The sequence below is a fragment of the Neisseria sp. P0009.S008 genome (genome assembly GCF_051958615.1).
GTDB classification, from domain to species: Bacteria; Pseudomonadota; Gammaproteobacteria; order Burkholderiales; family Neisseriaceae; genus Neisseria; species Neisseria subflava.
Map to the genome: position 1 here is coordinate 179,194 of NZ_JBQCVG010000005.1, position 19,224 is coordinate 198,417.

General features: G+C 47.8%; 19 protein-coding genes and 1 tRNA gene. 3 read left to right on the top strand and 17 right to left on the bottom strand.

The features are described from left to right. Positions 1-83: 83 nt before the first annotated feature. The 13 genes from sucD to ACTHSQ_RS05920 form a co-directional block, all read right to left on the bottom strand. A complete protein-coding gene (gene sucD / locus ACTHSQ_RS05860; RefSeq protein ID WP_002221113.1) occupies positions 84-974 on the bottom strand; it encodes a succinate--CoA ligase subunit alpha in 891 nt (296 codons plus the stop codon). 10 nt (positions 975-984) lie between these two features. After that, positions 985-2,151 (bottom strand): ADP-forming succinate--CoA ligase subunit beta, encoded by a 1,167-nt coding sequence (sucC, locus tag ACTHSQ_RS05865; RefSeq protein ID WP_440371374.1) that lies wholly within the window; start codon positions 2,149-2,151, stop codon positions 985-987. Positions 2,152-2,222: 71 nt separating this feature from the next. Continuing rightward, positions 2,223-2,510, bottom strand: coding sequence for a hypothetical protein (locus ACTHSQ_RS05870; protein ID WP_002225316.1), 288 nt, complete (start codon positions 2,508-2,510; stop codon positions 2,223-2,225). 124 nt (positions 2,511-2,634) lie between these two features. Continuing rightward, the gene (gene lpdA, locus ACTHSQ_RS05875) at positions 2,635-4,068 is read right to left on the bottom strand and encodes a dihydrolipoyl dehydrogenase (RefSeq protein ID WP_440371373.1); all 1,434 of its coding nucleotides are present in this window, start codon (positions 4,066-4,068) and stop codon (positions 2,635-2,637) included. Positions 4,069-4,326: 258 nt separating this feature from the next. Continuing rightward, positions 4,327-5,517, bottom strand: coding sequence for a 2-oxoglutarate dehydrogenase complex dihydrolipoyllysine-residue succinyltransferase (odhB, locus tag ACTHSQ_RS05880; protein WP_308887990.1), 1,191 nt, complete (start codon positions 5,515-5,517; stop codon positions 4,327-4,329). A 99-nt stretch (positions 5,518-5,616) separates the two neighbouring features. Then, on the bottom strand, positions 5,617-8,445 hold the full coding sequence (locus ACTHSQ_RS05885) for a 2-oxoglutarate dehydrogenase E1 component (protein WP_440371372.1): 2,829 nt from the start codon (positions 8,443-8,445) through the stop codon (positions 5,617-5,619). 209 nt (positions 8,446-8,654) lie between these two features. Then, entirely contained in the window at positions 8,655-9,938 is a 1,284-nt protein-coding gene (gltA, locus tag ACTHSQ_RS05890) for a citrate synthase (protein WP_250590445.1), read from the bottom strand. Between the two features lie 124 nt (positions 9,939-10,062). Further along, the gene (locus tag ACTHSQ_RS05895) at positions 10,063-10,311 is read right to left on the bottom strand and encodes an FAD assembly factor SdhE (RefSeq protein ID WP_003678830.1); all 249 of its coding nucleotides are present in this window, start codon (positions 10,309-10,311) and stop codon (positions 10,063-10,065) included. Between the two features lie 3 nt (positions 10,312-10,314). Further along, positions 10,315-11,022, bottom strand: coding sequence for a succinate dehydrogenase iron-sulfur subunit (locus ACTHSQ_RS05900; protein ID WP_002241462.1), 708 nt, complete (start codon positions 11,020-11,022; stop codon positions 10,315-10,317). Between the two features lie 119 nt (positions 11,023-11,141). After that, positions 11,142-12,905 carry a succinate dehydrogenase flavoprotein subunit gene (sdhA, locus tag ACTHSQ_RS05905; protein ID WP_003686011.1) on the bottom strand — a complete coding sequence of 588 codons (1,764 nt, stop codon included), beginning with the start codon at positions 12,903-12,905 and terminating at the stop codon, positions 11,142-11,144. Between the two features lie 2 nt (positions 12,906-12,907). Further along, positions 12,908-13,249: a succinate dehydrogenase, hydrophobic membrane anchor protein gene (sdhD, locus tag ACTHSQ_RS05910; protein ID WP_003678837.1), complete on the bottom strand. Its 342-nt coding sequence runs from the start codon at positions 13,247-13,249 to the stop codon at positions 12,908-12,910. Beyond that, the gene (sdhC, locus tag ACTHSQ_RS05915; RefSeq protein ID WP_003686156.1) at positions 13,243-13,620 is read right to left on the bottom strand and encodes a succinate dehydrogenase, cytochrome b556 subunit; all 378 of its coding nucleotides are present in this window, start codon (positions 13,618-13,620) and stop codon (positions 13,243-13,245) included. Before sdhC ends, sdhD begins: the two co-directional genes overlap by 7 nt. 626 nt (positions 13,621-14,246) lie before the next feature. Next, positions 14,247-14,519, bottom strand: a complete 273-nt coding sequence (locus ACTHSQ_RS05920; protein ID WP_003686206.1) for a hypothetical protein — start codon at positions 14,517-14,519, stop codon at positions 14,247-14,249. Positions 14,520-14,726: 207 nt separating this feature from the next. On the opposite strand from ACTHSQ_RS05920, the gene ACTHSQ_RS05925 reads away from it, so the two are divergent. Continuing rightward, positions 14,727-15,110: a YkvA family protein gene (locus tag ACTHSQ_RS05925; RefSeq protein WP_003685957.1), complete on the top strand. Its 384-nt coding sequence runs from the start codon at positions 14,727-14,729 to the stop codon at positions 15,108-15,110. 84 nt (positions 15,111-15,194) lie between these two features. On the opposite strand, the gene ACTHSQ_RS05930 is transcribed toward ACTHSQ_RS05925, so the two are convergent. The 4 genes from ACTHSQ_RS05930 to dapF form a co-directional block, all read right to left on the bottom strand. Next, positions 15,195-15,695, bottom strand: coding sequence for a membrane lipoprotein lipid attachment site-containing protein (locus ACTHSQ_RS05930; RefSeq protein ID WP_371464839.1), 501 nt, complete (start codon positions 15,693-15,695; stop codon positions 15,195-15,197). Positions 15,696-15,849: 154 nt separating this feature from the next. Next, complete coding sequence (gene cysK / locus ACTHSQ_RS05935) at positions 15,850-16,782, bottom strand: cysteine synthase A (RefSeq protein ID WP_440371371.1); 933 nt, start codon at positions 16,780-16,782, stop codon at positions 15,850-15,852. Positions 16,783-16,887: 105 nt separating this feature from the next. Continuing rightward, a complete protein-coding gene (locus ACTHSQ_RS05940; protein ID WP_440371370.1) occupies positions 16,888-17,490 on the bottom strand; it encodes a hypothetical protein in 603 nt (200 codons plus the stop codon). Further along, positions 17,487-18,338, bottom strand: coding sequence for a diaminopimelate epimerase (dapF, locus tag ACTHSQ_RS05945; RefSeq protein ID WP_003686074.1), 852 nt, complete (start codon positions 18,336-18,338; stop codon positions 17,487-17,489). The genes ACTHSQ_RS05940 and dapF overlap by 4 nt, the downstream gene beginning before the upstream one ends. A 180-nt stretch (positions 18,339-18,518) precedes the next feature. On the opposite strand from dapF, the gene ACTHSQ_RS05950 reads away from it, so the two are divergent. Together ACTHSQ_RS05950 and ACTHSQ_RS05955 are read left to right on the top strand one after the other, a co-directional pair. Beyond that, positions 18,519-19,010, top strand: coding sequence for a hypothetical protein (locus tag ACTHSQ_RS05950; protein ID WP_003686126.1), 492 nt, complete (start codon positions 18,519-18,521; stop codon positions 19,008-19,010). Positions 19,011-19,149: 139 nt separating this feature from the next. Beyond that, positions 19,150-19,222, top strand: a tRNA-Asn gene (locus ACTHSQ_RS05955). Positions 19,223-19,224 lie beyond the last annotated feature (2 nt).

Sequence of the window (19,224 nt, forward strand, 5' to 3'; positions counted from 1 at the left end):
TCTGAAAATAACGAAATGGAATTTAAAAAAGGCCGTCTGAAAACTTCAGACGGCCTTTTCAATTCAGCTTAAAGACTTAAGTCTTATGCCAAACCTTTTGCTTTCAACACTTCCAGCATGGTAGTACCCAGCTCGGCAGGGCTGCGGGTGTAAGCGATACCGGCTTTTTCAAAAGCGGCGAATTTTTCTTCGGCAGTACCTTTACCGCCGGAGATAATCGCACCGGCGTGGCCCATACGTTTGCCTTTAGGAGCGGTAACACCAGCAATGTAACCTACAACAGGTTTGGTTACGTTGGATTGGATGTATTCGGCTGCTTCTTCTTCCGCAGTACCGCCGATTTCACCGATCATGATGATGGCGTCGGTATCTGGGTCTTCTTGGAAGAGTTTCAGTGCGTCGATTTGGTTCATACCAGGAATCGGGTCGCCGCCGATACCGATACAGGTTGATTGACCCAGGCCCAGTTTGGTGGTTTGTGCCACGGCTTCGTAAGTCAATGTACCGGAACGGGAAATAATACCGATGCGGCCCGGAGTGTGGATGTGGCCCGGCATAATACCGATTTTGCACTCGCCCGGAGTAATCACACCCGGGCAGTTAGGGCCGACCAAGCGGGTACCGTTGCCGTTGGTTTCCAAGTAACGTTTGGCTTTGAGCATGTCCAAAGTAGGCACGCCTTCGGTAATCACAACGACCAAGCCTACGCCTGAATCAACGGCTTCAACGATAGAGTCCAAAACAAACGGAGCTGGGACGTAAATTACAGATGCGTCCGCGCCGGTTTCTTTAACCGCTTCTTTCATGGTGTTGAACACAGGCAGGTTCAGGTGGGTTTGACCGCCTTTACCCGGGGTAACGCCGCCAACAACTTTAGTGCCGTAAGCCAGAGCTTGTTCGGAGTGGAAAGTACCGTTTTTACCGGTGAAACCTTGAACCAATACTTTGGTGTCTTTATTAATCAATACGCTCATTCTTTTCTCCTTAGGCGTTTACGGCTGCAACAATTTTTTCGGCTGCGTCATTCAGGCCGTCTGCAGAAGTCAGTTTCAGACCTGATTCGTTCAGGATTTTCGCGCCGAGTTCGGCGTTGTTACCTTCCAAACGAACAACGACAGGAACGTTGACGTTGATTTCTTTAACGGCTGCCACAATAGCTTCCGCAATCATGTCGCAACGTACGATACCGCCGAAGATGTTGATCAATACGCCTTTAACGGATTTGTCTTCCAAAATCAGTTTGAACGCTTCAACCACGCGGTCTTTGGTAGCGCCGCCACCAACGTCCAAGAAGTTGGCAGGTTGGCCGCCTTTCAGTTTGATGATGTCCATAGTGGCCATCGCCAAACCGGCACCGTTCACCATACAGCCGATGTTGCCTTCCAGGGCAACATAGTTCAGGTCGAATTCAGAAGCTTTCAGCTCACGTTCGTTTTCTTGGGATTTGTCGCGCAATTCAGCGATTTTTGGCAGGCGGTAGAGCGCGTTGCTGTCGATGCCGATTTTGCCGTCCACGCAAGCCAGTGCGCCGTTTTCGCGAACTGCCAATGGGTTTACTTCAAACAAGGCAAAGTCGTTGTCGACAAATGCTTTGTACGCACCGGTCATCAGTTTGACGAACTCATTGATTTGTTTGTCTTTCAAGCCCAGTTGGAACGCAACTTCGCGAGCTTGGCAAGGTTGCAGGCCGACCAGCGGATCAACGGTTACTTTGAAGATTTTTTCAGGAGTTTCGGCAGCAACTTTTTCGATTTCCACGCCGCCTTCGGTAGAAGCCATGAATGTAATGCGGCGGGTAGAACGGTCAACCACTGCGCCCAAGTACAGCTCGGTTTGAACAGGATACATGTCTTCGCAAACCAAAACGCTGTTGACAGGTTGGCCGTTGGCATCAGTTTGGTAAGTTACCAAGTTGGTGCCAATCAGGCTTTCAGCCACTTCTTTAGCTTCTTCGCGGCTTTTAACGACTTTTACGCCGCCCGCTTTACCGCGGCCGCCGGCGTGTACTTGTGCTTTGACAACAGCGAATTTGCTGCCCAATTTGTCGTAAGCTGCAGCGGCTTCTTCGCCGTTGTGTGCCAAAATACCGCCTTGTACGGGCAAACCGTAGCTAGCCAGCAGTTCTTTAGCCTGATACTCGTGTAAATTCATGGATTTCTCCTTAAGGTGAGTGGGTTTTAGGAATCGCCCTGCGGCCAATCCCATATTTTCAGACGGCCCTACTATTTACTGAAGGGCAACCACATCCGCGCCAGCAGATACATGGCTGCACCGCCGCCCCCGAGAATAAAAAAGACGATGCCTTTTTTACGCGAATTCGGGCAGAGCAGATAAACGGCAAGGCTGAAACTGATAAACAACAATGCCACGCGCCAAACCAATTCTTTATCTTTGAAACGGTTGAGCGTATAAGTTTCGGTCATCATCACATACATCTGCCACAATGCGGCCATACACATGCTGATGATGCCCGCCGGTATAAAGAAAATACCGACTATTTCTTTGTTCATAATGAATGTAAATGCTGTTTGTTTGTCTGACGGAATTATAAATCAGAAAACGGAGCTCTCGGAACATTCAATTTGTCGAAGGCCTTAAGGCCGTCTGAAAAGTTTCAGACGGCCTTAATGTCTATCAACCGTGCAAAGCGCGTTTGTCGGCCGCCAATGCAGCTTCGTGAACCACTTCGGACAAGGTTGGGTGGGCATGGATAATGCGGGCGATGTCTTCGCTGCTGGCGAAGAATTCGAGCGCAGTCACGCCTTCGGTAACCAATTCGCTGACAACCGGGCCGATCATGTGTACGCCCAAGATGCGGTCGGTTTTGGCATCTGCCAATACTTTAACCGTACCTTTGGCTTTGCCCATTGCCAATGCGCGACCATTCGCACCGAAACCTGAAGTACCTTTTTTGTACTCCACACCTTCGGCTTTGAGTTGCTCTTCGGTTTTACCCACCCAAGCGATTTCAGGGTCGGTGTAAATAACAAACGGTACGTTGTTGAAATCGATATGCGGTTTTTGACCGGCAATGCGCTCGGCAACGGCAACGCCTTCGTCGCTGGCTTTGTGTGCCAACATCGGGCCGCGAACCACGTCGCCGATTGCCCATACGTTAGGCAGGTTGGTACGGCATTCGCCATCTACTTTGATGAAGCCGCGCTCGTCTTTTTCCAGGCCTACGGCTTCGGCGTTCAGGCCTTTGGTGTTTGGAATACGGCCGATGGCAACGATCAGTTTGTCGAATACTTCGGTTTTGGCTTCGCCGGCGGCAGTTTCGTAAGCAACGGAAACGCCTTTACCTTCAGATTTGATGTCGCCGATTTTCACGCCCAATTCAATGTTCAAGCCTTGCTCTTTGGTGAAGTATTTGAAGGCTTCTTTGGCGATTTGTTGGTCGGCGGCAGCCAGGAAGGTCGGCGCGGCTTCAAGAATGGTAACTTCTGAACCCACGCGGTTCCATACGGAACCCATTTCCAAACCAATCACGCCGGAACCGATCACGCCGAGTTTGGCAGGAACTTCGGTCAGGTTCAATGCGCCTTCGTTGTCCAAAACGTTCACGTTGTCGATAGCGACTTGTGGCAGCGGACGCGGTACGGAACCGGTCGCTACGATGACGTGTTTGGCTTCGATAACGGTTTTCTCGCCTTTGTTATCGACTTCGATTTGGTAAACATCGCCATTTTTACCGGCAAAGGAAGCAGTACCGAACAGGCTGGTTACTTTGTTTTTTTGGAACAGGAATTTCACGCCGCCAGTCAGCTTGGTCACGATGGCATCTTTGCGCTCAATCATTTTGGCCGCGTCGAATTTTACGTCGCCGACAGTGATGCCGTGTTCGGCAAACTCGTGTTGCGCAGCGTGGAAATGTTCGCTCGATTGCAACAGGGCTTTGGAAGGGATACAGCCCACGTTCAAGCAAGTACCGCCCAATGCAGGGGCATTGCCTGCTTTGTTAACGCCTGCATCGACGCAAGCGGTTTTAAAACCCAGTTGCGCGGCACGAATGGCGGCAACGTATCCGCCCGGGCCTGCACCAATCACTACTACATCATATTGAGACATCGTGTCATCCTTTGCTTTTGCAGTATCTCAAAATAAAAACGATACTTTTTGTTTCTTTTTTATTTTGAATGACTGCGTTTTGATGGTTTTAAGAAAAGGCCGTCTGAAAGTCCATATCTGCCGATTCATTCGAATCAAATGTTTCAGACGGCCTCAATCGTTTGTTGAGCCTATTGTAGCACGATACTACATTACGCTACATCTAAATAAAAATTCAGACGGCCTTTTCATTAACAAATAAAAGGCCGTCTGAAACGATTACAGATCCAACAACAGGCGAGCTGGGTCTTCCAACGCGTCTTTAATGGCTACCAAGGTCAATACAGCTTCGCGGCCGTCGATGATACGGTGGTCGTAAGACAGAGCCAGATACATCATTGGACGGACAACAACTTGGCCGTTTTCAACCACGGCGCGCTCTTTAGTGGCGTGCATACCCAAAATCGCAGATTGAGGCGGGTTGATGATCGGGGTAGACATCATAGAACCGAAGGTACCGCCGTTGGTAATACTGAATGTACCGCCGGTCAGATCTTCGATAGCGATTTTGCCGTCTTTGGCTTTTTTCGCGTAATCAACAATTGCTTGTTCGATGTCGGCAATGCTCATTTGGTCGGCATCGCGCAGGATTGGCACAACCAAACCGCGTGGGCTGCCAATCGCGATACCGATGTCGAAGTAACCGTGGTACACGATGTCTTTGCCGTCAACAGAAGCATTCACAACCGGGTATTTTTTCAGGGCGGCAACAGCGGCTTTAACGAAGAAGGACATAAAGCCCAGTTTTACGCCGTGTTCTTTCTCGAATTTATCTTTGTACTTCGCACGCAAGTCCATGATTGGTTTCATGTTGACTTCGTTGAATGTAGTCAGAATGGCGTTTTCTTGTTGAGAAGCCAAGAGGCGTTCGGCAACACGGGCACGCAGGCGGCTCATTGGTACGCGCTCTTCAGGACGTGCGCCGGCAGGAAGTGCAACGGCAGGAGCAGCGGCTGCGGCAGGTTTGGCAGCGGCATTTTGTACGTCTTCTTTCAATACGCGACCGTCACGGCCGGAACCTTGCAATGCGTTCACGTCAACACCGGTCTCGGCAGCCAGTTTGGCGGCGGCAGGCATAGCGGCGTTGTTTTGTGCAGCAGCAGGAGCGGCGGCTGGGGCGGCTGGGGCTGCTTCGGCAGGAGCGGCTGCAGGTGCTTCAGCAGCAGCTGTAGCAGCTGTATCGATACGTGCCAAAACTTGGTCGGCAACAACGGTTTCACCGTCTTGAGCTACGATTTCAACCAATACGCCGGCTTGTGGAGAAGGTACTTCCAAAACCACTTTGTCAGTTTCGATATCGATCAGAATTTCGTCACGGGCAACTGCTTCGCCAACTTTTTTCTTCCATTCCAAGAGCGTGCCTTCAGATACGCTTTCAGACAGCATAGGTACTTTTACATCAATAATCATTTTGTGTCTCCAATGGCCCTTTCAGACGGCCTGTTGTGTGTTTTTAATTCTGCATATGGGCATTCCGCCTGAGCAGCCTCAGACGGAATGCCACTTGGTTTACAACGCCAAAGCGTCTTCAACCAATTGTTTCAATTGAGCAATGTGTTTGCTTGAGTAGCCCACTGCAGGCGATGCACTGCTTGGACGACCGGCATAAGACAGTTTTTGCTCTTCGCTGATAACGTCCTCGATGCGGTGGCGAATTTGGTAGAACGCGCCTTGGTTTTTCGGCTCTTCTTGTGCCCAAACCACAGATTTCGCGTTCGGATATTTCGCCAGTTCAGCTTTAACCTCGTCGTATGGGAACGGATACAGCTGCTCAACGCGGACGATAGCAACATCATCTTCCAGTTTACGCTCGGCACGACCAGCTTCCAAGTCATAGTAAACCTGACCGGCACACAATACCACGCGTTTCACGCTGTCGTTGCTTGCGCGTTCAGCAGTATCGCCGATAACCGGACGGAAAGTCGAACCTTTGGTAAAGTTTTCCAGCGAGCTCATTGCACCTTTGAAGCGCAACAGGCGTTTGGACATGAAAATCACCAGAGGTTTACGGTATGAACCCAAGACTTGACGTTGCAAGATGTGGAACATTTGCGACGCTTCAGACGGCATGATGACTTGCATATTGTTCTCAGAACACAGTTGCAACCAACGTTCTACGCGTGCAGAAGAGTGTTCAGGACCTTGACCATCATAGCCGTGCGGCAGGATGGTGGTCAGACCGCACAAACGACCCCATTTGGTTTCGCCTGAAGACAGGAATTGGTCAATAGTCACTTGCGCGCCGTTGGCGAAGTCACCGAATTGAGCTTCCCAAATGGTCAGCTTGTCAGGTGCGGAGCAGGCAAAGCCGTACTCAAACGCCATCACGGCTTCTTCGTTCAAAATGGAGTCGATGACCAGGAACTCACCCATGCCTTCGCCCATATGGCGCAGAGGAACATAAGTACCGTCGTCCCATTTTTCACGGTTTTGATCGTGCAATACTGCATGACGGTGTGAGAATGTACCGCGGCCGGAGTCCTCACCGGAGATACGCACGCCATGACCTTTAGTCAGCAGGCTTGCGTATGCCAAAGTTTCGGCCATACCCCAGTCGATGGCTTGTTTGCCGGATGCCATGGCTTTACGCGCTTCAATCACACGTTTCGCAGTCGGATGCAGGGCAAAGCCTTCCGGTACGGCGGTAAACTTCTCGGTAAGGCGCTCAATATCCGCGGCAGGCAAACCGGTTTCGATGTGTTCGCGCCAATCTTTGCCTTGGTATTTGCTCCAGTCGATTTGCGTGCGTTGGAAGTTGCTCAAAGTTGTTTGTTCAACATGTTCGCCTTTGTCCAAAGCATTACGATAGGCTTGGATGTAACCATCGGCCTCAGCTTGAGTTACCACGCCTTCGGCAATCAGTTGCTCGGTGTACAAAGCACGTGCACCTGGGTGTTGCGATACTTTTTTGTACATCATCGGTTGGGTCAAGGTCGGATCATCGCCCTCGTTGTGGCCCCATTTACGGTAGCAGACAACGTCGACCACGATGTCTTTATGGAATTTTTTGCGGTAATCCAAGGCAGCTTGGATGGCAAAGCAAACGCGTTCAGGATCATCGCCGTTCACATGGATAACCGGAGCAGAAACCATTTTCGCGATATCGGTACAGTATACGGTAGAACGGGTATCACGGGTATCGGAAGTCGTAAAGCCGATTTGGTTATTGATCACGATGTGAACAGTACCACCTGTGGTATAACCGCGTGTTTTAGACAGGTTGAATGTTGCTTGGTTAACACCCAAACCGATAAATGCGGAGTCACCGTGAATCAATACCGGCAAGACTTTATCGCGGCCGTTTTCGCCCAAACGTTTTTGTTTGGCGCGTGCAGAACCTTCCACTACCGGATTCACGATTTCCAAGTGTGATGGGTTGAATGCTAAAGAAACGTGCATCGGGCCGTGTGGCGTAGCGATGTCGGAGCTGAAGCCCATGTGGTATTTCACGTCGCCGCTAGGCAGTTTGATTTCGGCACGGCCTTCAAACTCAGCGAATAAATCACTGGGTTTTTTACCCAGAATGTTCACCAAAACATTCAGACGGCCACGGTGTGCCATACCGATGATGACTTCTTCCACGCCGTCTTTACCGGCATTTTGAATCAGGTAGTTCAAACCGGCAATCGCGCTTTCACCGCCTTCTACACCAAAGCGTTTTTGACCGACATATTTGGTATGCAGGTAGCGTTCCAGAGTTTCGGCAGCAGTCATTTCTTTCAAGATACGGCGTTTTTGTTCAACGTTGTAGCTTGGCGTAGACAGTACGCTTTCAAAATAATTGCGAACCCAGCGGCGCTCTTCCGTATTTGGAATGTAGATATACTCTACCGCGATATGGCCGCAGTAGGTTTGTTTGAGGTTGCTGATGATTTGGGACAGAGGCAGTTTGCCCTGACCGGAAAAATCGCCCTCGCCCATATTGAACTGAAGTGCCATATCGGCATCTGACAGACCGTGGAATTTAGGATCGAGAGCTTCGATATTTTGAGGAGGAATACGTTTGAGCGGATCAAGTTGGGCTGCACCCACGCCTTGGATACGATAGGCAGAAATCAGTCGCAAAACGCTGACTTGCTTTTTCATCATTGCCTCATCCACACCGCCTGCGACGGCTGCGGCAATTTTCTTTTTGGCCAAAGTGGCAAATGATTCACGAATCGGTGTATGGGCAACATCGACAGCGACTGCGCCCGGCTGTTTACTCAAATCGGTAAAGTACTGTTTCCATTTTTCATCGACAGATTCCGGATTATCCAGAAACTTTTCATACAACTCCTCGATGTATGGCGCATTAGAACCAAACAGATAAGAGAAATTGAGTTTTTCGTCCATCATGGCGTGAGCTCTTTTCTTTAAAATATAAACAAAGGGTAGAATCCCGTGTTCTCCGAACGGAATTCAGGCCGTCTGAAATGACACTTTATTCTACCCTATTTCAAATCAAATTACCTGCTATCAACTTAATTAATTACGACCAACCTCATTGAAAACGGCAATTCGATTTTTTCAAACGACTTTTCAACAATATATTAATGTATTGTCTATTAGCGTTTATCTACCGGAACGTAATCGCGACGCTCTGCACCGGTATACAGTTGACGTGGGCGACCGATTTTCAGTGCCGGATCGCTAATCATTTCATGCCAATGAGAAATCCAACCTACACTGCGCGACAATGCGAAGATAACGGTAAACATTTCAGTTGGAATGCCCAATGCGGACAAGACGATACCGGAGTAGAAATCGACGTTTGGATACAGCTTGCGTTCAACAAAGAATGGATCTTTCAGTGCAATTTGTTCCAATTCCATCGCCAGCTTGAATTTAGGACTGTCTTCCAAGCCCAATTCTTTCAAGACTTCATAACAGGTTTCGCGCATGATGCTGGCTCGTGGGTCCATATTGCGGTATACGCGGTGACCGAAGCCCATCAGACGGTATTTGCGTTGTTTCACACCTTCCATGTATGCGGCAACATTAGATACATCACCGATTTCGTCCAGCATCTTCAACACAGCTTCGTTTGCACCGCCGTGTGAAGCACCCCACAGACAGGCGATACCGGCAGCGATACAGGCAAATGGGTTCGCGCCTGAAGAGCCGGCCAAACGTACGGTCGAAGTAGAAGCGTTTTGCTCGTGGTCGGCATGCAAAATAAAGATGCGGTCGAGCGCGCGAGCCAATACTGGATTAGGTTTGTATTCTTCACATGGAGTCGCAAACATCATGTGCAAGAAGTTTTCAGCATAGGAAAGGTTATTTTTTGGATAATTGAACGGCAGGCCGTTGGAATAACGGTAACACATTGCCGCAATTGTCGGAATTTTGGAGATTAAGCGGTAAATCGCAATTTTGCGGTGCTCAGGATTGGCAATATCCAAGCTGTCTTGGTAGAACGCAGACAAAGCGCCAACCACGCCAACCATCATCGCCATCGGATGCGCATCGCGACGGAAACCGCGGAAGAACCAAGTCAGCTGCTCATGCAGCATAGTATGGCGACTGACTGTGGCATCAAATTCTTTTTTCTGTTCAGGGGTAGGCAGTTCGCCGTAAATCAACAGATAGCAAACTTCCAAATAATCGGATTTTTCTGCCAGCTGCTCGATAGGATAACCACGGTAATACAACAGACCTTCATCGCCATCAATATAAGTGATTTTGGATTCACAACTTGCAGTTGACACGAATCCGGGGTCGAAGGAAAACAGACCTGTATTTTTAGTCAAAGTACGGATATCAACCACATCATGGCCGATACTTGCTTCCAATACTGGCAGTTCCAAGGTCTCTTGATTCGGGGTGGTGAGCTTGACTGATTTAGACATTCTTAAACTCCTTTGTAAGTTGGGGCTTTCGTTGCCGCCCAAGCGGCACGGTCCTTTTTTTCAGACGGCCTCCGTATGGAAAGAGCTTGTTCGGATTGGCATCGCAAACAAGCTCTATAATACGTCATGCCTGTCTGATTTTTTCAAGCATGGGAATCAGGTGTTTCTTGTCCGTCGCCGAATGTCCGTTAATCAAGGCAAGCAATTCTTGGTCTTGAAATTCGAGGATTTCGGAAAATTCGGACAACTCCTGATCACTCAGGTGCTCGAATTCTTTTTCCATAAACCTACCGAAGATTAAGTCTAATTCCAACAATCCCCGGCGGGTTTGAAAACGGATTTTCCGTTTGGCAATATCGTCAAAAACCATCATTTCTTAAACGGCTCGTTTCAACATAATCTCTTTAATCTTACCGATGGCTCGGGTCGGATTCAAGTGTTTAGGACATACGTCTACGCAGTTCATAATAGTGTGGCAACGGAACAAACGGTATGGGTCGTTCAGATTATCCAAACGCTCGTTAGTAATAGTATCACGGCTATCCGCAATGAAACGGTAAGCATTCAGCAAGCCAGACGGACCAACAAATTTATCAGGGTTCCACCAGAATGACGGGCAGGCAGTCGAACAGCAGGCGCACAAAATACATTCGTACAAACCGTCCAACTCTTTACGCTCTTCCTGAGTTTGCAGACGCTCTTTGTCCGCATCGATAGGATTATCATTGACAACGTAAGGTTTAATGGAGTGATATTGTTTGAAGAATTGGGTCATATCCACAATCAGGTCGCGGATAACAGGTAGGCCTGGCAGAGGACGGATTTTAACCGGCTGTTTCAGGCCGCGCAGATCAGTCAGACATGCCAAGCCGTTTTTGCCGTTGATGTTCATACCGTCAGAACCGCAAATACCTTCACGGCAAGAACGGCGGAAAGACAATGTATCGTCTTGCGCTTTCAGGCGCACCAAAGCATCCAAAAGCTTAACGTCGGTTGGTTCCAATTCCAACTCGTAACGTTGCATATAAGGTTTGGCATCAACGTCCGGGTTGTAACGGTAAATTTCAAAACTCATTTTTTCCATGAGAAGTGTTCCTTTTCTCATAAACTGCCCAATGATTTTGTATTATGAATTCAAGCAGTTCAATGTGGGTATGGTTAGGTTTCAGACGGCCTTTAAGGTAAAGGCCGTCTGAAAACTCATCAATAAACGCGCTTAGCCGGTTTGATGTATTCCACGCTCAAAGGCTTGGTATGTACCGGTTTGTAAGACAAAGTATTGGTATCTGAATGATACAGGGTATGTTTCATCCAGTTTTCGTCATCGCGCTCAGGATGGTCGTCTGAAGCGTGTGCACCGCGCGATTCTTTACGCGCTTCGGCAGACACCAAAGTCGCTTTCGCTACTTCAATCAAATTATCCAATTCCAAAGCTTCGATACGCGCGGTATTCCACACTTTGCTCTTGTCTTTGATTTCAGTACGTTTCACGCGCTCGGCAATCGCCATGATTTCTCGAACGCCTTTGCTCAGAATCTCATCAGTACGGAACACACCGGCGTGCAGTTGTACGGAGCGTTGCAGTTCGCGACGCAATGCATCAACGTTTTCACCATCGGTTTGGTTGTCCAAACGCTCGATACGCTGGCGGGTCAATTCACCAGCATTAGCAGGCAGAGGTTTCCAGTCGCTTTGCTCTTTGATGAATTTAATCATGCTGTCGCCGGCAGCTTTACCGAATACCACCAAGTCCAACAGGGAGTTAGTACCCAAGCGGTTCGCACCGTGTACGGAAGCACAAGCGCACTCACCTGCCGCATACAGACCTTTTACAGGTACTTCGTAATCTTCACCTTGCGGAACGACAACTTCGCCATGGTAGTTAGTCGGAATACCGCCCATCATGTAGTGGGTAGTCGGCACAACAGGAATCGGGTCTTTAATCGGGTCGATACCGGCAAACTGAATGGAAATCTCGCGGATACCCGGCAGTTTTTCCATAATTTTTTCTGCGCCGATATGGTCGATTTTCAGCAAAACGTGGTCTTTGTTTTTACCACAACCGCGACCTTCGTAAATTTCCATCGCCATCGCACGGGAAACCACGTCACGGGAAGCCAAGTCTTTTACAGTCGGAGCGTAACGTTCCATAAAGCGTTCGCCGTCGGCATTCAGCAGAATACCGCCCTCACCGCGTACACCCTCGGTAATCAATACACCGGCACCGGCTACACCAGTCGGGTGGAATTGCCAGAATTCCATGTCTTCCAACGGAATACCCGCACGGGCACAAATACCCAAACCGTCACCGGTATTCATATAAGCATTGGTAGAAGAAGCATAAATACGACCACCGCCACCGGTAGCAAACATCACAGCTTTAGCGTGGAAAATATAAACTTCGCCGGTTTCCATTTCCATGGCGGTTACACCGACTACGTCGCCGTTTTCATCACGAATCAAATCTTGCGCCGTCCATTCCACAAAGAATTGTGTATTGGCACGGACGTTTTGTTGGTACAAAGTATGCAACATCGCATGACCGGTACGGTCAGCAACCGCACATGCACGCTCTACCGCACGTTTACCGTGTTCGGCAGTGTGCCCGCCGAAAGGACGTTGGTAGATTTTACCGCTTTCCACACGGTCGAAAGGCATACCCATGTGTTCCAACTCAATTACGGCTTCAGGCGCTGCGCGACACATAAATTCAATCGCATCTTGATCACCCAACCAGTCGGAACCTTTCACGGTATCGTACATGTGCCAATCCCAACGGTCTTCCTGCACATTACCCAATGAAGCAGAAATACCACCTTGAGCTGCTACAGTATGAGAACGGGTTGGAAACACTTTAGACAAAACAGCACAATTCAGGCCGGATTTAGACAATTGGAGGGCTGCGCGTAAACCTGCACCACCACCGCCAACAATCACGGCATCAAACTTGCGAACAGGAAAACCCATATTTACCCCCAAATTACTTTAACTGAATACACCAAGCAGCCTACCAACCAAACGATGGTGGCAACTTGTAAAAACAAACGCAGGCCGAAAGGCTTAATGTAGTCCATCCACAAATCGCGGATACCTACCCATGCATGCAGGAATACGGCCAAGAAGCTCACTTGGGTAAATACTTTCACCCAAGTCTGATCAAAAAATGCCTGCCATGCCGAATATTCTTTAGGCAACGTAAACAAAACAACCAAAAGAACCACGGTATACACCAACATGATGACCGCAGTTGCACGTTGCATTGCCCAATCGCGCAAACCGTAATGCGCACCTGTCAATTTACGTTCTACCATAACAAAGCTCCCAAAACGACAGTCAGAATCAAAGCAGAAGCAAATACAACTTTAGCAGTAGCACGGGCAGTATTTAATTCCAAGCCTTTGTGTACATCCAAAAACAGAAAGCGGATACCGGCGAAAAAGTGGTGCAGATATGCCCACAACAGACCGATAAGGATCAGCTTCACAAACGGATTGGAGATAGCAGAACGATATGCTTCAAACGACGCTTCGCGATCCAGCGTTCCAGAGAAGAAATACAAGAGAACAGGCAGCATCACAAACAAGCCGACGCCGCTGATACGGTGAAGAATAGATACAATCCCCGGTATGGGCAATCGGATATTCGGAATTTCCAAAAATACCGGGCGTGATTTGGCGGACATGGTCAGTTCCTCTAGATTTATTATCAGCTCAAAACCTATAGCTCAGCACTACAATAAGCTACATAAACCATAATTTACCTGTTTTATCTCATTTTGAACAGTGCAATTTATGAATGCTCTAATGATTTTTACCAAAAGACTAATAAAATCAAACAATCATTCTTAGATTTTTTTTTGCGTGGCTAGCCTTTTTTGTTACTTTCCTGCAATTAAGCCATCTCCCCATCAAAGCACTTACGATAACATCATTATTATTTGAGAATTGTATCTATTGTGAGATAAATTCTCACTCTTGATACCTAATCTTTACAAAGGAATCTGTCGTTGAAGCAGAGTTCAAAGGCAAGAAAGTCCATATGACGTATATGAACAAAGCCGAACGCAATGTCTCGGTCGTTTTAGACAATCCGTGTGTGAAATAATGTGCCAAATTTGATGGACAAGGCCGTCTGAAAAGATATAGTGGATTAACTTTAAACCAGTACGGCGTTGCCTCGCCTTAGCTCAAAGAGAACGATTCTCTAAGGTGCTGAAGCACCAAGTGAATCGGTTCCGTACTATCTGTACTGTCTGCGGCTTCGTCGCCTTGTCCTGATTTAAATTTAATCCACTATATAAAGTTTCTATCAATCCATATCATTTGAGTTTTCATCTTCATAATATGGATGATCGAACAGCTCTCCTTCCCAGATACATTCATCCGTTATACCTTGGGATTCCATGAAAGGAACATAAGAATAAAAATCTTTTTCATATTCTCCATAAAATATATTCACTCCTTTGAGCCATACTGCATCGCATTCATCACACAGAATAATTTCATCATGAAGATATTTAGGTTTTGAATGGTAGAGATAGCCTTGTTGACAAGCGGGACATATTTTTATTCTCTTATTCATGATTACTCCATATAATCGATTTATTTTTGTGGGTAAGCAGTAGTGATTTGATTGCTGCGGCATAAGCCATTCTTAACTTATTACCATTGCATTATCATCACTACTCTTACATAGTTATACATTCAAAGACATTTCATCCATCTCTAGATGGACTAAAATACAGCACAACACCAACAATGTTTCCATACCTTATAAGGAAGCTGCATCATGACACATTCCCCTCATCAAAACACACCCGATCCGGAAGACTATATCCCCTCCTTCCGCCGTCGAAACTTGGACACATCCGGCTTTATGAAAAAACTCGGACGCTTTGCCGGCCGCCTGGGCAAACCTGTCGTCCGACAGCTTTATGCACTTTATTACCTTTGGGAATCCGAACACACGCCCAAACGGGCCAAAATGATTATTGTCGGTGCACTGGTTTATTTTCTCAGCCCCATCGACAGCATTCCCGACCTGCTGATTCCATTTGGTTTCAGTGACGACATTGCCGTCATTGCATTGGTTTATTCTCAGATGAAAAACTATCTGACCAAAGATATTCAAGAAAAAGCCCGTCAAGCGGCTGACAAGCTGTTTGGTTCTTAATTGGATACAATTCGACTACACATATATAAATATGAGAAGAAGGCCGTCTGAATATTCAGACGGCCTTCTCGGTTTATGACTTTTTTATTTCAAAGGCTGCATACCCATAACTTCCATCAGGAAGTTGGTAAACGCAGGATTGCTTGGCTTGGTATCCATGTTTTTCCAACGTTGCTGCCAACCACGCAAAGCACCTTGAATGTACTGTTTGGACTGCTCGGTAGTAATTTCACCACGTTGGCTGTCAACGGCAGAACGCAGATAAACTTCGTACATACTGTCATCGACGGAGTTGCGTCCCACTTGTTGGATACGGAAGCGGTTCAAATATTGGGCAGCCTGAACTTTGGTCAGACTACCTTGGCTCACTTGGGTACTCAAGCGACGTGCTTCATCATGAATCTTGGAAACATCTGCCCAATGCGAAGGAGCCAAATGATAACTGGTAGCTGAAACTTGTGAATCAGCCTTAGGTTTCTTGACGTTGGTTGGTCGAACTGGCACTTCTTTCAATGTTGGAACATAAATCGATTCACAACCGGCAAGTACCGCCACAGCAAGGATAGGAAGAATGTATTTTTTCATAATGCGCATTATAAGCATGATTCGTTGAAGAAACCAACTTTTGAATAACGGTATTCAAAGCTCATTAACTGAATTACAACAGATTTCATACTATATCTCAAGCCCATACGTAAAAAAGGCCGTATGAAAACGGCCCTTTAACAACAATCCTATATTATGCCAAATCGGCAAACAGAGGCGTAGAAAGATAGCGTTCGCCATACGATGGCAACAAGACAACAATCAGCTTGCCTTCGTTTTCAGTTTTTTTAGCCAGCTGCAATGCGCTCCATACCGCGGCACCGGAAGAAATACCTACCAAAATGCCTTCTTTTTCAGCCATAGCGCGCGCAGTTTCAAACGCTGCTTCGTTAGGTACTTTGACAATGCTGTCGTAAACAGTCGTATTCAATACGCTGGGGATAAAACCTGCGCCCAAACCTTGAATCGGATGCGGGCCTTTCTCGCCACCGCTCAATACCGGGGAAGCTTCAGGCTCGACAGCCACGATTTGAACTTTGGGTTTGTATTTTTTCAACACTTCACCCACGCCGGTAATCGTGCCGCCAGTACCCACACCGGCCACGAAAATATCAACTTGGCCGTCTGTATCACGCCAAATTTCTTCGGCAGTGGTTTTGCGGTGAACTTCAGGGTTAGCCTCGTTATCAAATTGGCGCGGCATAAAGTAAGTATCTGGATGCTCGTCCACTAAAGACTGGGCTTTAGCGATAGCGCCTGCCATACCTTCGGCTGCCGGTGTCAAAATCAGCTCTGCCCCGAATGCACGCAACAGCATTTTGCGTTCTTTACTCATGCTTTCAGGCATAGTAATCGCTAATTTATAACCGCGGGCCGCACACACCATTGCCAAACCGATACCGGTATTGCCGCTGGTCGCCTCAACAATAACGGTATCTTTATTGATTTTACCGGCTTGCTCTGCCGCTTCGATCATGGCTTCGGCAATACGGTCTTTTACGCTGCTGCCCGGATTGAAAAATTCAAGTTTAACGGCGATTTGCGCTTTCAAACCCTCGGTCAAACGATTCAATTTCACCAAAGGGGTATTGCCGATCAGCTCGGTAATATTATTTGCAATTTTCATTTCCTGCTCCAGATTTAGATGTGATATAGCCTGCATATTAAACTCAGGCCGTCTGAAAAACCAATATCGAAAATTTCTTTCATTATAACTTTTAGTTTGGATAAATTAATATCCGCCCCGTTCAAAAATCAAAGCCATGGCAACCACAACCTGCATGACAACTGCAACCAGCCAACCCATTTGCAGCTGAGTCGTACTAAACAAAGCCGCCGACTGCTTGCACACGACCACGCGGTGCAGATAAAACACCAGTATCAACACGCCCTGCAAAACAAACCAATAAATCGGTTTCAAGGCATAAATTTTCAGCAAGGCCGCCCATGCAAAAACCGCGCCTGCCAATGGCAAGATGAAATAAACCACGCCTGCCAAGAAAACAAAAGCCAAAGTCATGACGACATTGGAAACGGCAAATAAGGTCAAACCGGCATACTCGCCTGCCGACCAAAACTTTTTGTCTTCCGTTTTACTGCAGTCATCGATAAAGAAGAAAATACTGGCGATTGTCAGATAAAAATGAGGGATGAACAAAGGGCCTGTATGCGTAAAGCCCCACATTCCGGGCAGCAAGCGCGCGCCCAGTGCCGAAATCCCCAGCCACAACAACACCGCAGCCCAAAGCCATTGAAACCGCTGCGCGCGAAAAATAAATGCCAACGATACCACAGCATACGCGATGGCAAACCAAAAATCCAAAGAAACCATCATGAATACTGCAACTCGCCTTCAAAAACGGTTTCAGCAGGGCCGGTCATTTGCACATCGCCACATTCTTCCCAACTGATAAACAATTCGCCGCCAGGCAGAGTAACACGCACAGGCGCACCCTCTTTCAGCAAGCCATTGCGCACGCCGGCCACCACGGCCGCACACGCTCCAGTACCGCAAGCCTGAGTTTCCCCCACTCCCCGTTCAAACACGCGCAGGCGGACTGACAATTCATCTTCAACCTGCACAAAACCGACATTGACTCGTTCAGGGAACTGCTCGTGCGATTCAATAGCGCCGCCCCAATGCTCTACCGGTGCAGTCTCAACATCATCCACCAAAATCACCGCATGCGGATTACCCATATTCACGCAGCTTACCGGTACAGATTCCAAACCAACCAAGACAATATGTGTCAAGGCATCTTTATTTTCACCATGTGCAGGCACAAACGGAATTTCAGACGGCATGAAACGCGGTTTACCCATATTGACGGTAACCAAACCGTTATCCAACAGCTTCGGCACAATAATCCCTTTTGCCGTTTCGACCAAGATTTCCGTTTTATCCGTCAAACCCTTATCCGCGACAAAACGCGCAAAACAACGCGCACCATTGCCGCACTGCTCTACTTCCCGACCATCGGCATTGAAAATGCGGTACCGAAAATCGACCGCATCAGAAGAAGGCTTCTCCACTACCAAAAACTGATCAAAACCCACGCCGCGATAACGGTCCGCCCATTGGGCAAGCGGCGCAGCCAACGGATCAAAGTCCTGATTGATGGCATTGACCACCATAAAATCATTGCCCAAGCCGTGCATCTTCGTAAATTTCAAAGTTTTCATTATTCATTCACATTCTTATTAAATCATTATTTCGGCACATTCTACACCAGAATGATATATTCGTTTCTATCTTGTTTTTCAGACGGCATTGCGCCCTTTTACCAATACTAACACCAGCCACACCGCAAAAATACTATACTTCCCACATTACAAACATTTCTTATTACAAGGATCCACATTATGAAAAAAGTTCTCTTACCTGCTCTTTTGGCCGCTTCACTCAGCGCATGTACAGTCGGCACACCCGGCGTTTCCGTCGGCTTAGGCGTCGGCACCAGCATCGGCCGCCATGTCGGTTTGGGCACATCCATCAACATCCCTGTCGGCTTGGACAAAACCAAAACCACCAAAGATACGGATTCGGACGGCATCCGCATCACAGAAGAACAAATCGTGACCTATTTTGATGCGCACGGCACACCCAGCAACAGCGCAGTCAAAGGCGGCTTCCATCGCCAACTGATCAGCAAACGCAACAATGAATACGTTGTCCAAGACTTTTACAGCGACAACAGCCAAAAACGCACAGACCCCTACATCCTCAGCCGCAACCAACTGATGCAGTTCCGCGCCACGCCAAGCAACGGCTCATTAACCACTTACGCCTACAACGGTACGGTAATGCAGCAGCAAGTGTTCCAAAATGGCAAATTGGTTAACGCCAAATACTAAAGGCCGTCTGAAACGGCTGGAAAGCATGTGAAACTTGATTACAAAATATTTTTAACATTCAAACATTTGAAATATTTTGCACCATTTTCTTTAAAATATTGATTGACACATTTTTTCCAGCCATTATAATACGCCCCATTCCCCGATAGCTCAGTCGGTAGAGCGACGGACTGTTAATCCGCAGGTCCCTGGTTCGAGCCCAGGTCGGGGAGCC

Coding starts and splice junctions, on each gene's coding strand:
- odhB (WP_308887990.1), bottom strand. CDS start 5,517: ATGATTATTGATGTAAAAGTACCTATGCTGTCTGAAAGCGTATCTGAA.
- dapF (WP_003686074.1), bottom strand. CDS start 18,338: ATGAAAACTTTGAAATTTACGAAGATGCACGGCTTGGGCAATGATTTT.
- gltA (WP_250590445.1), bottom strand. CDS start 9,938: ATGTCTAAATCAGTCAAGCTCACCACCCCGAATCAAGAGACCTTGGAA.
- ACTHSQ_RS05930 (WP_371464839.1), bottom strand. CDS start 15,695: ATGAAAAAATACATTCTTCCTATCCTTGCTGTGGCGGTACTTGCCGGT.
- ACTHSQ_RS05940 (WP_440371370.1), bottom strand. CDS start 17,490: ATGATGGTTTCTTTGGATTTTTGGTTTGCCATCGCGTATGCTGTGGTA.
- ACTHSQ_RS05920 (WP_003686206.1), bottom strand. CDS start 14,519: ATGAATAAGAGAATAAAAATATGTCCCGCTTGTCAACAAGGCTATCTC.
- sdhC (WP_003686156.1), bottom strand. CDS start 13,620: ATGTCCGCCAAATCACGCCCGGTATTTTTGGAAATTCCGAATATCCGA.
- ACTHSQ_RS05950 (WP_003686126.1), top strand. CDS start 18,519: ATGAAAAAAGTTCTCTTACCTGCTCTTTTGGCCGCTTCACTCAGCGCA.
- ACTHSQ_RS05925 (WP_003685957.1), top strand. CDS start 14,727: ATGACACATTCCCCTCATCAAAACACACCCGATCCGGAAGACTATATC.
- sucD (WP_002221113.1), bottom strand. CDS start 974: ATGAGCGTATTGATTAATAAAGACACCAAAGTATTGGTTCAAGGTTTC.
- ACTHSQ_RS05900 (WP_002241462.1), bottom strand. CDS start 11,022: ATGGAAAAAATGAGTTTTGAAATTTACCGTTACAACCCGGACGTTGAT.
- sdhA (WP_003686011.1), bottom strand. CDS start 12,905: ATGGGTTTTCCTGTTCGCAAGTTTGATGCCGTGATTGTTGGCGGTGGT.
- ACTHSQ_RS05885 (WP_440371372.1), bottom strand. CDS start 8,445: ATGATGGACGAAAAACTCAATTTCTCTTATCTGTTTGGTTCTAATGCG.
- lpdA (WP_440371373.1), bottom strand. CDS start 4,068: ATGTCTCAATATGATGTAGTAGTGATTGGTGCAGGCCCGGGCGGATAC.
- ACTHSQ_RS05870 (WP_002225316.1), bottom strand. CDS start 2,510: ATGAACAAAGAAATAGTCGGTATTTTCTTTATACCGGCGGGCATCATC.
- ACTHSQ_RS05895 (WP_003678830.1), bottom strand. CDS start 10,311: ATGATGGTTTTTGACGATATTGCCAAACGGAAAATCCGTTTTCAAACC.
- sucC (WP_440371374.1), bottom strand. CDS start 2,151: ATGAATTTACACGAGTATCAGGCTAAAGAACTGCTGGCTAGCTACGGT.
- sdhD (WP_003678837.1), bottom strand. CDS start 13,249: ATGGTAGAACGTAAATTGACAGGTGCGCATTACGGTTTGCGCGATTGG.
- cysK (WP_440371371.1), bottom strand. CDS start 16,782: ATGAAAATTGCAAATAATATTACCGAGCTGATCGGCAATACCCCTTTG.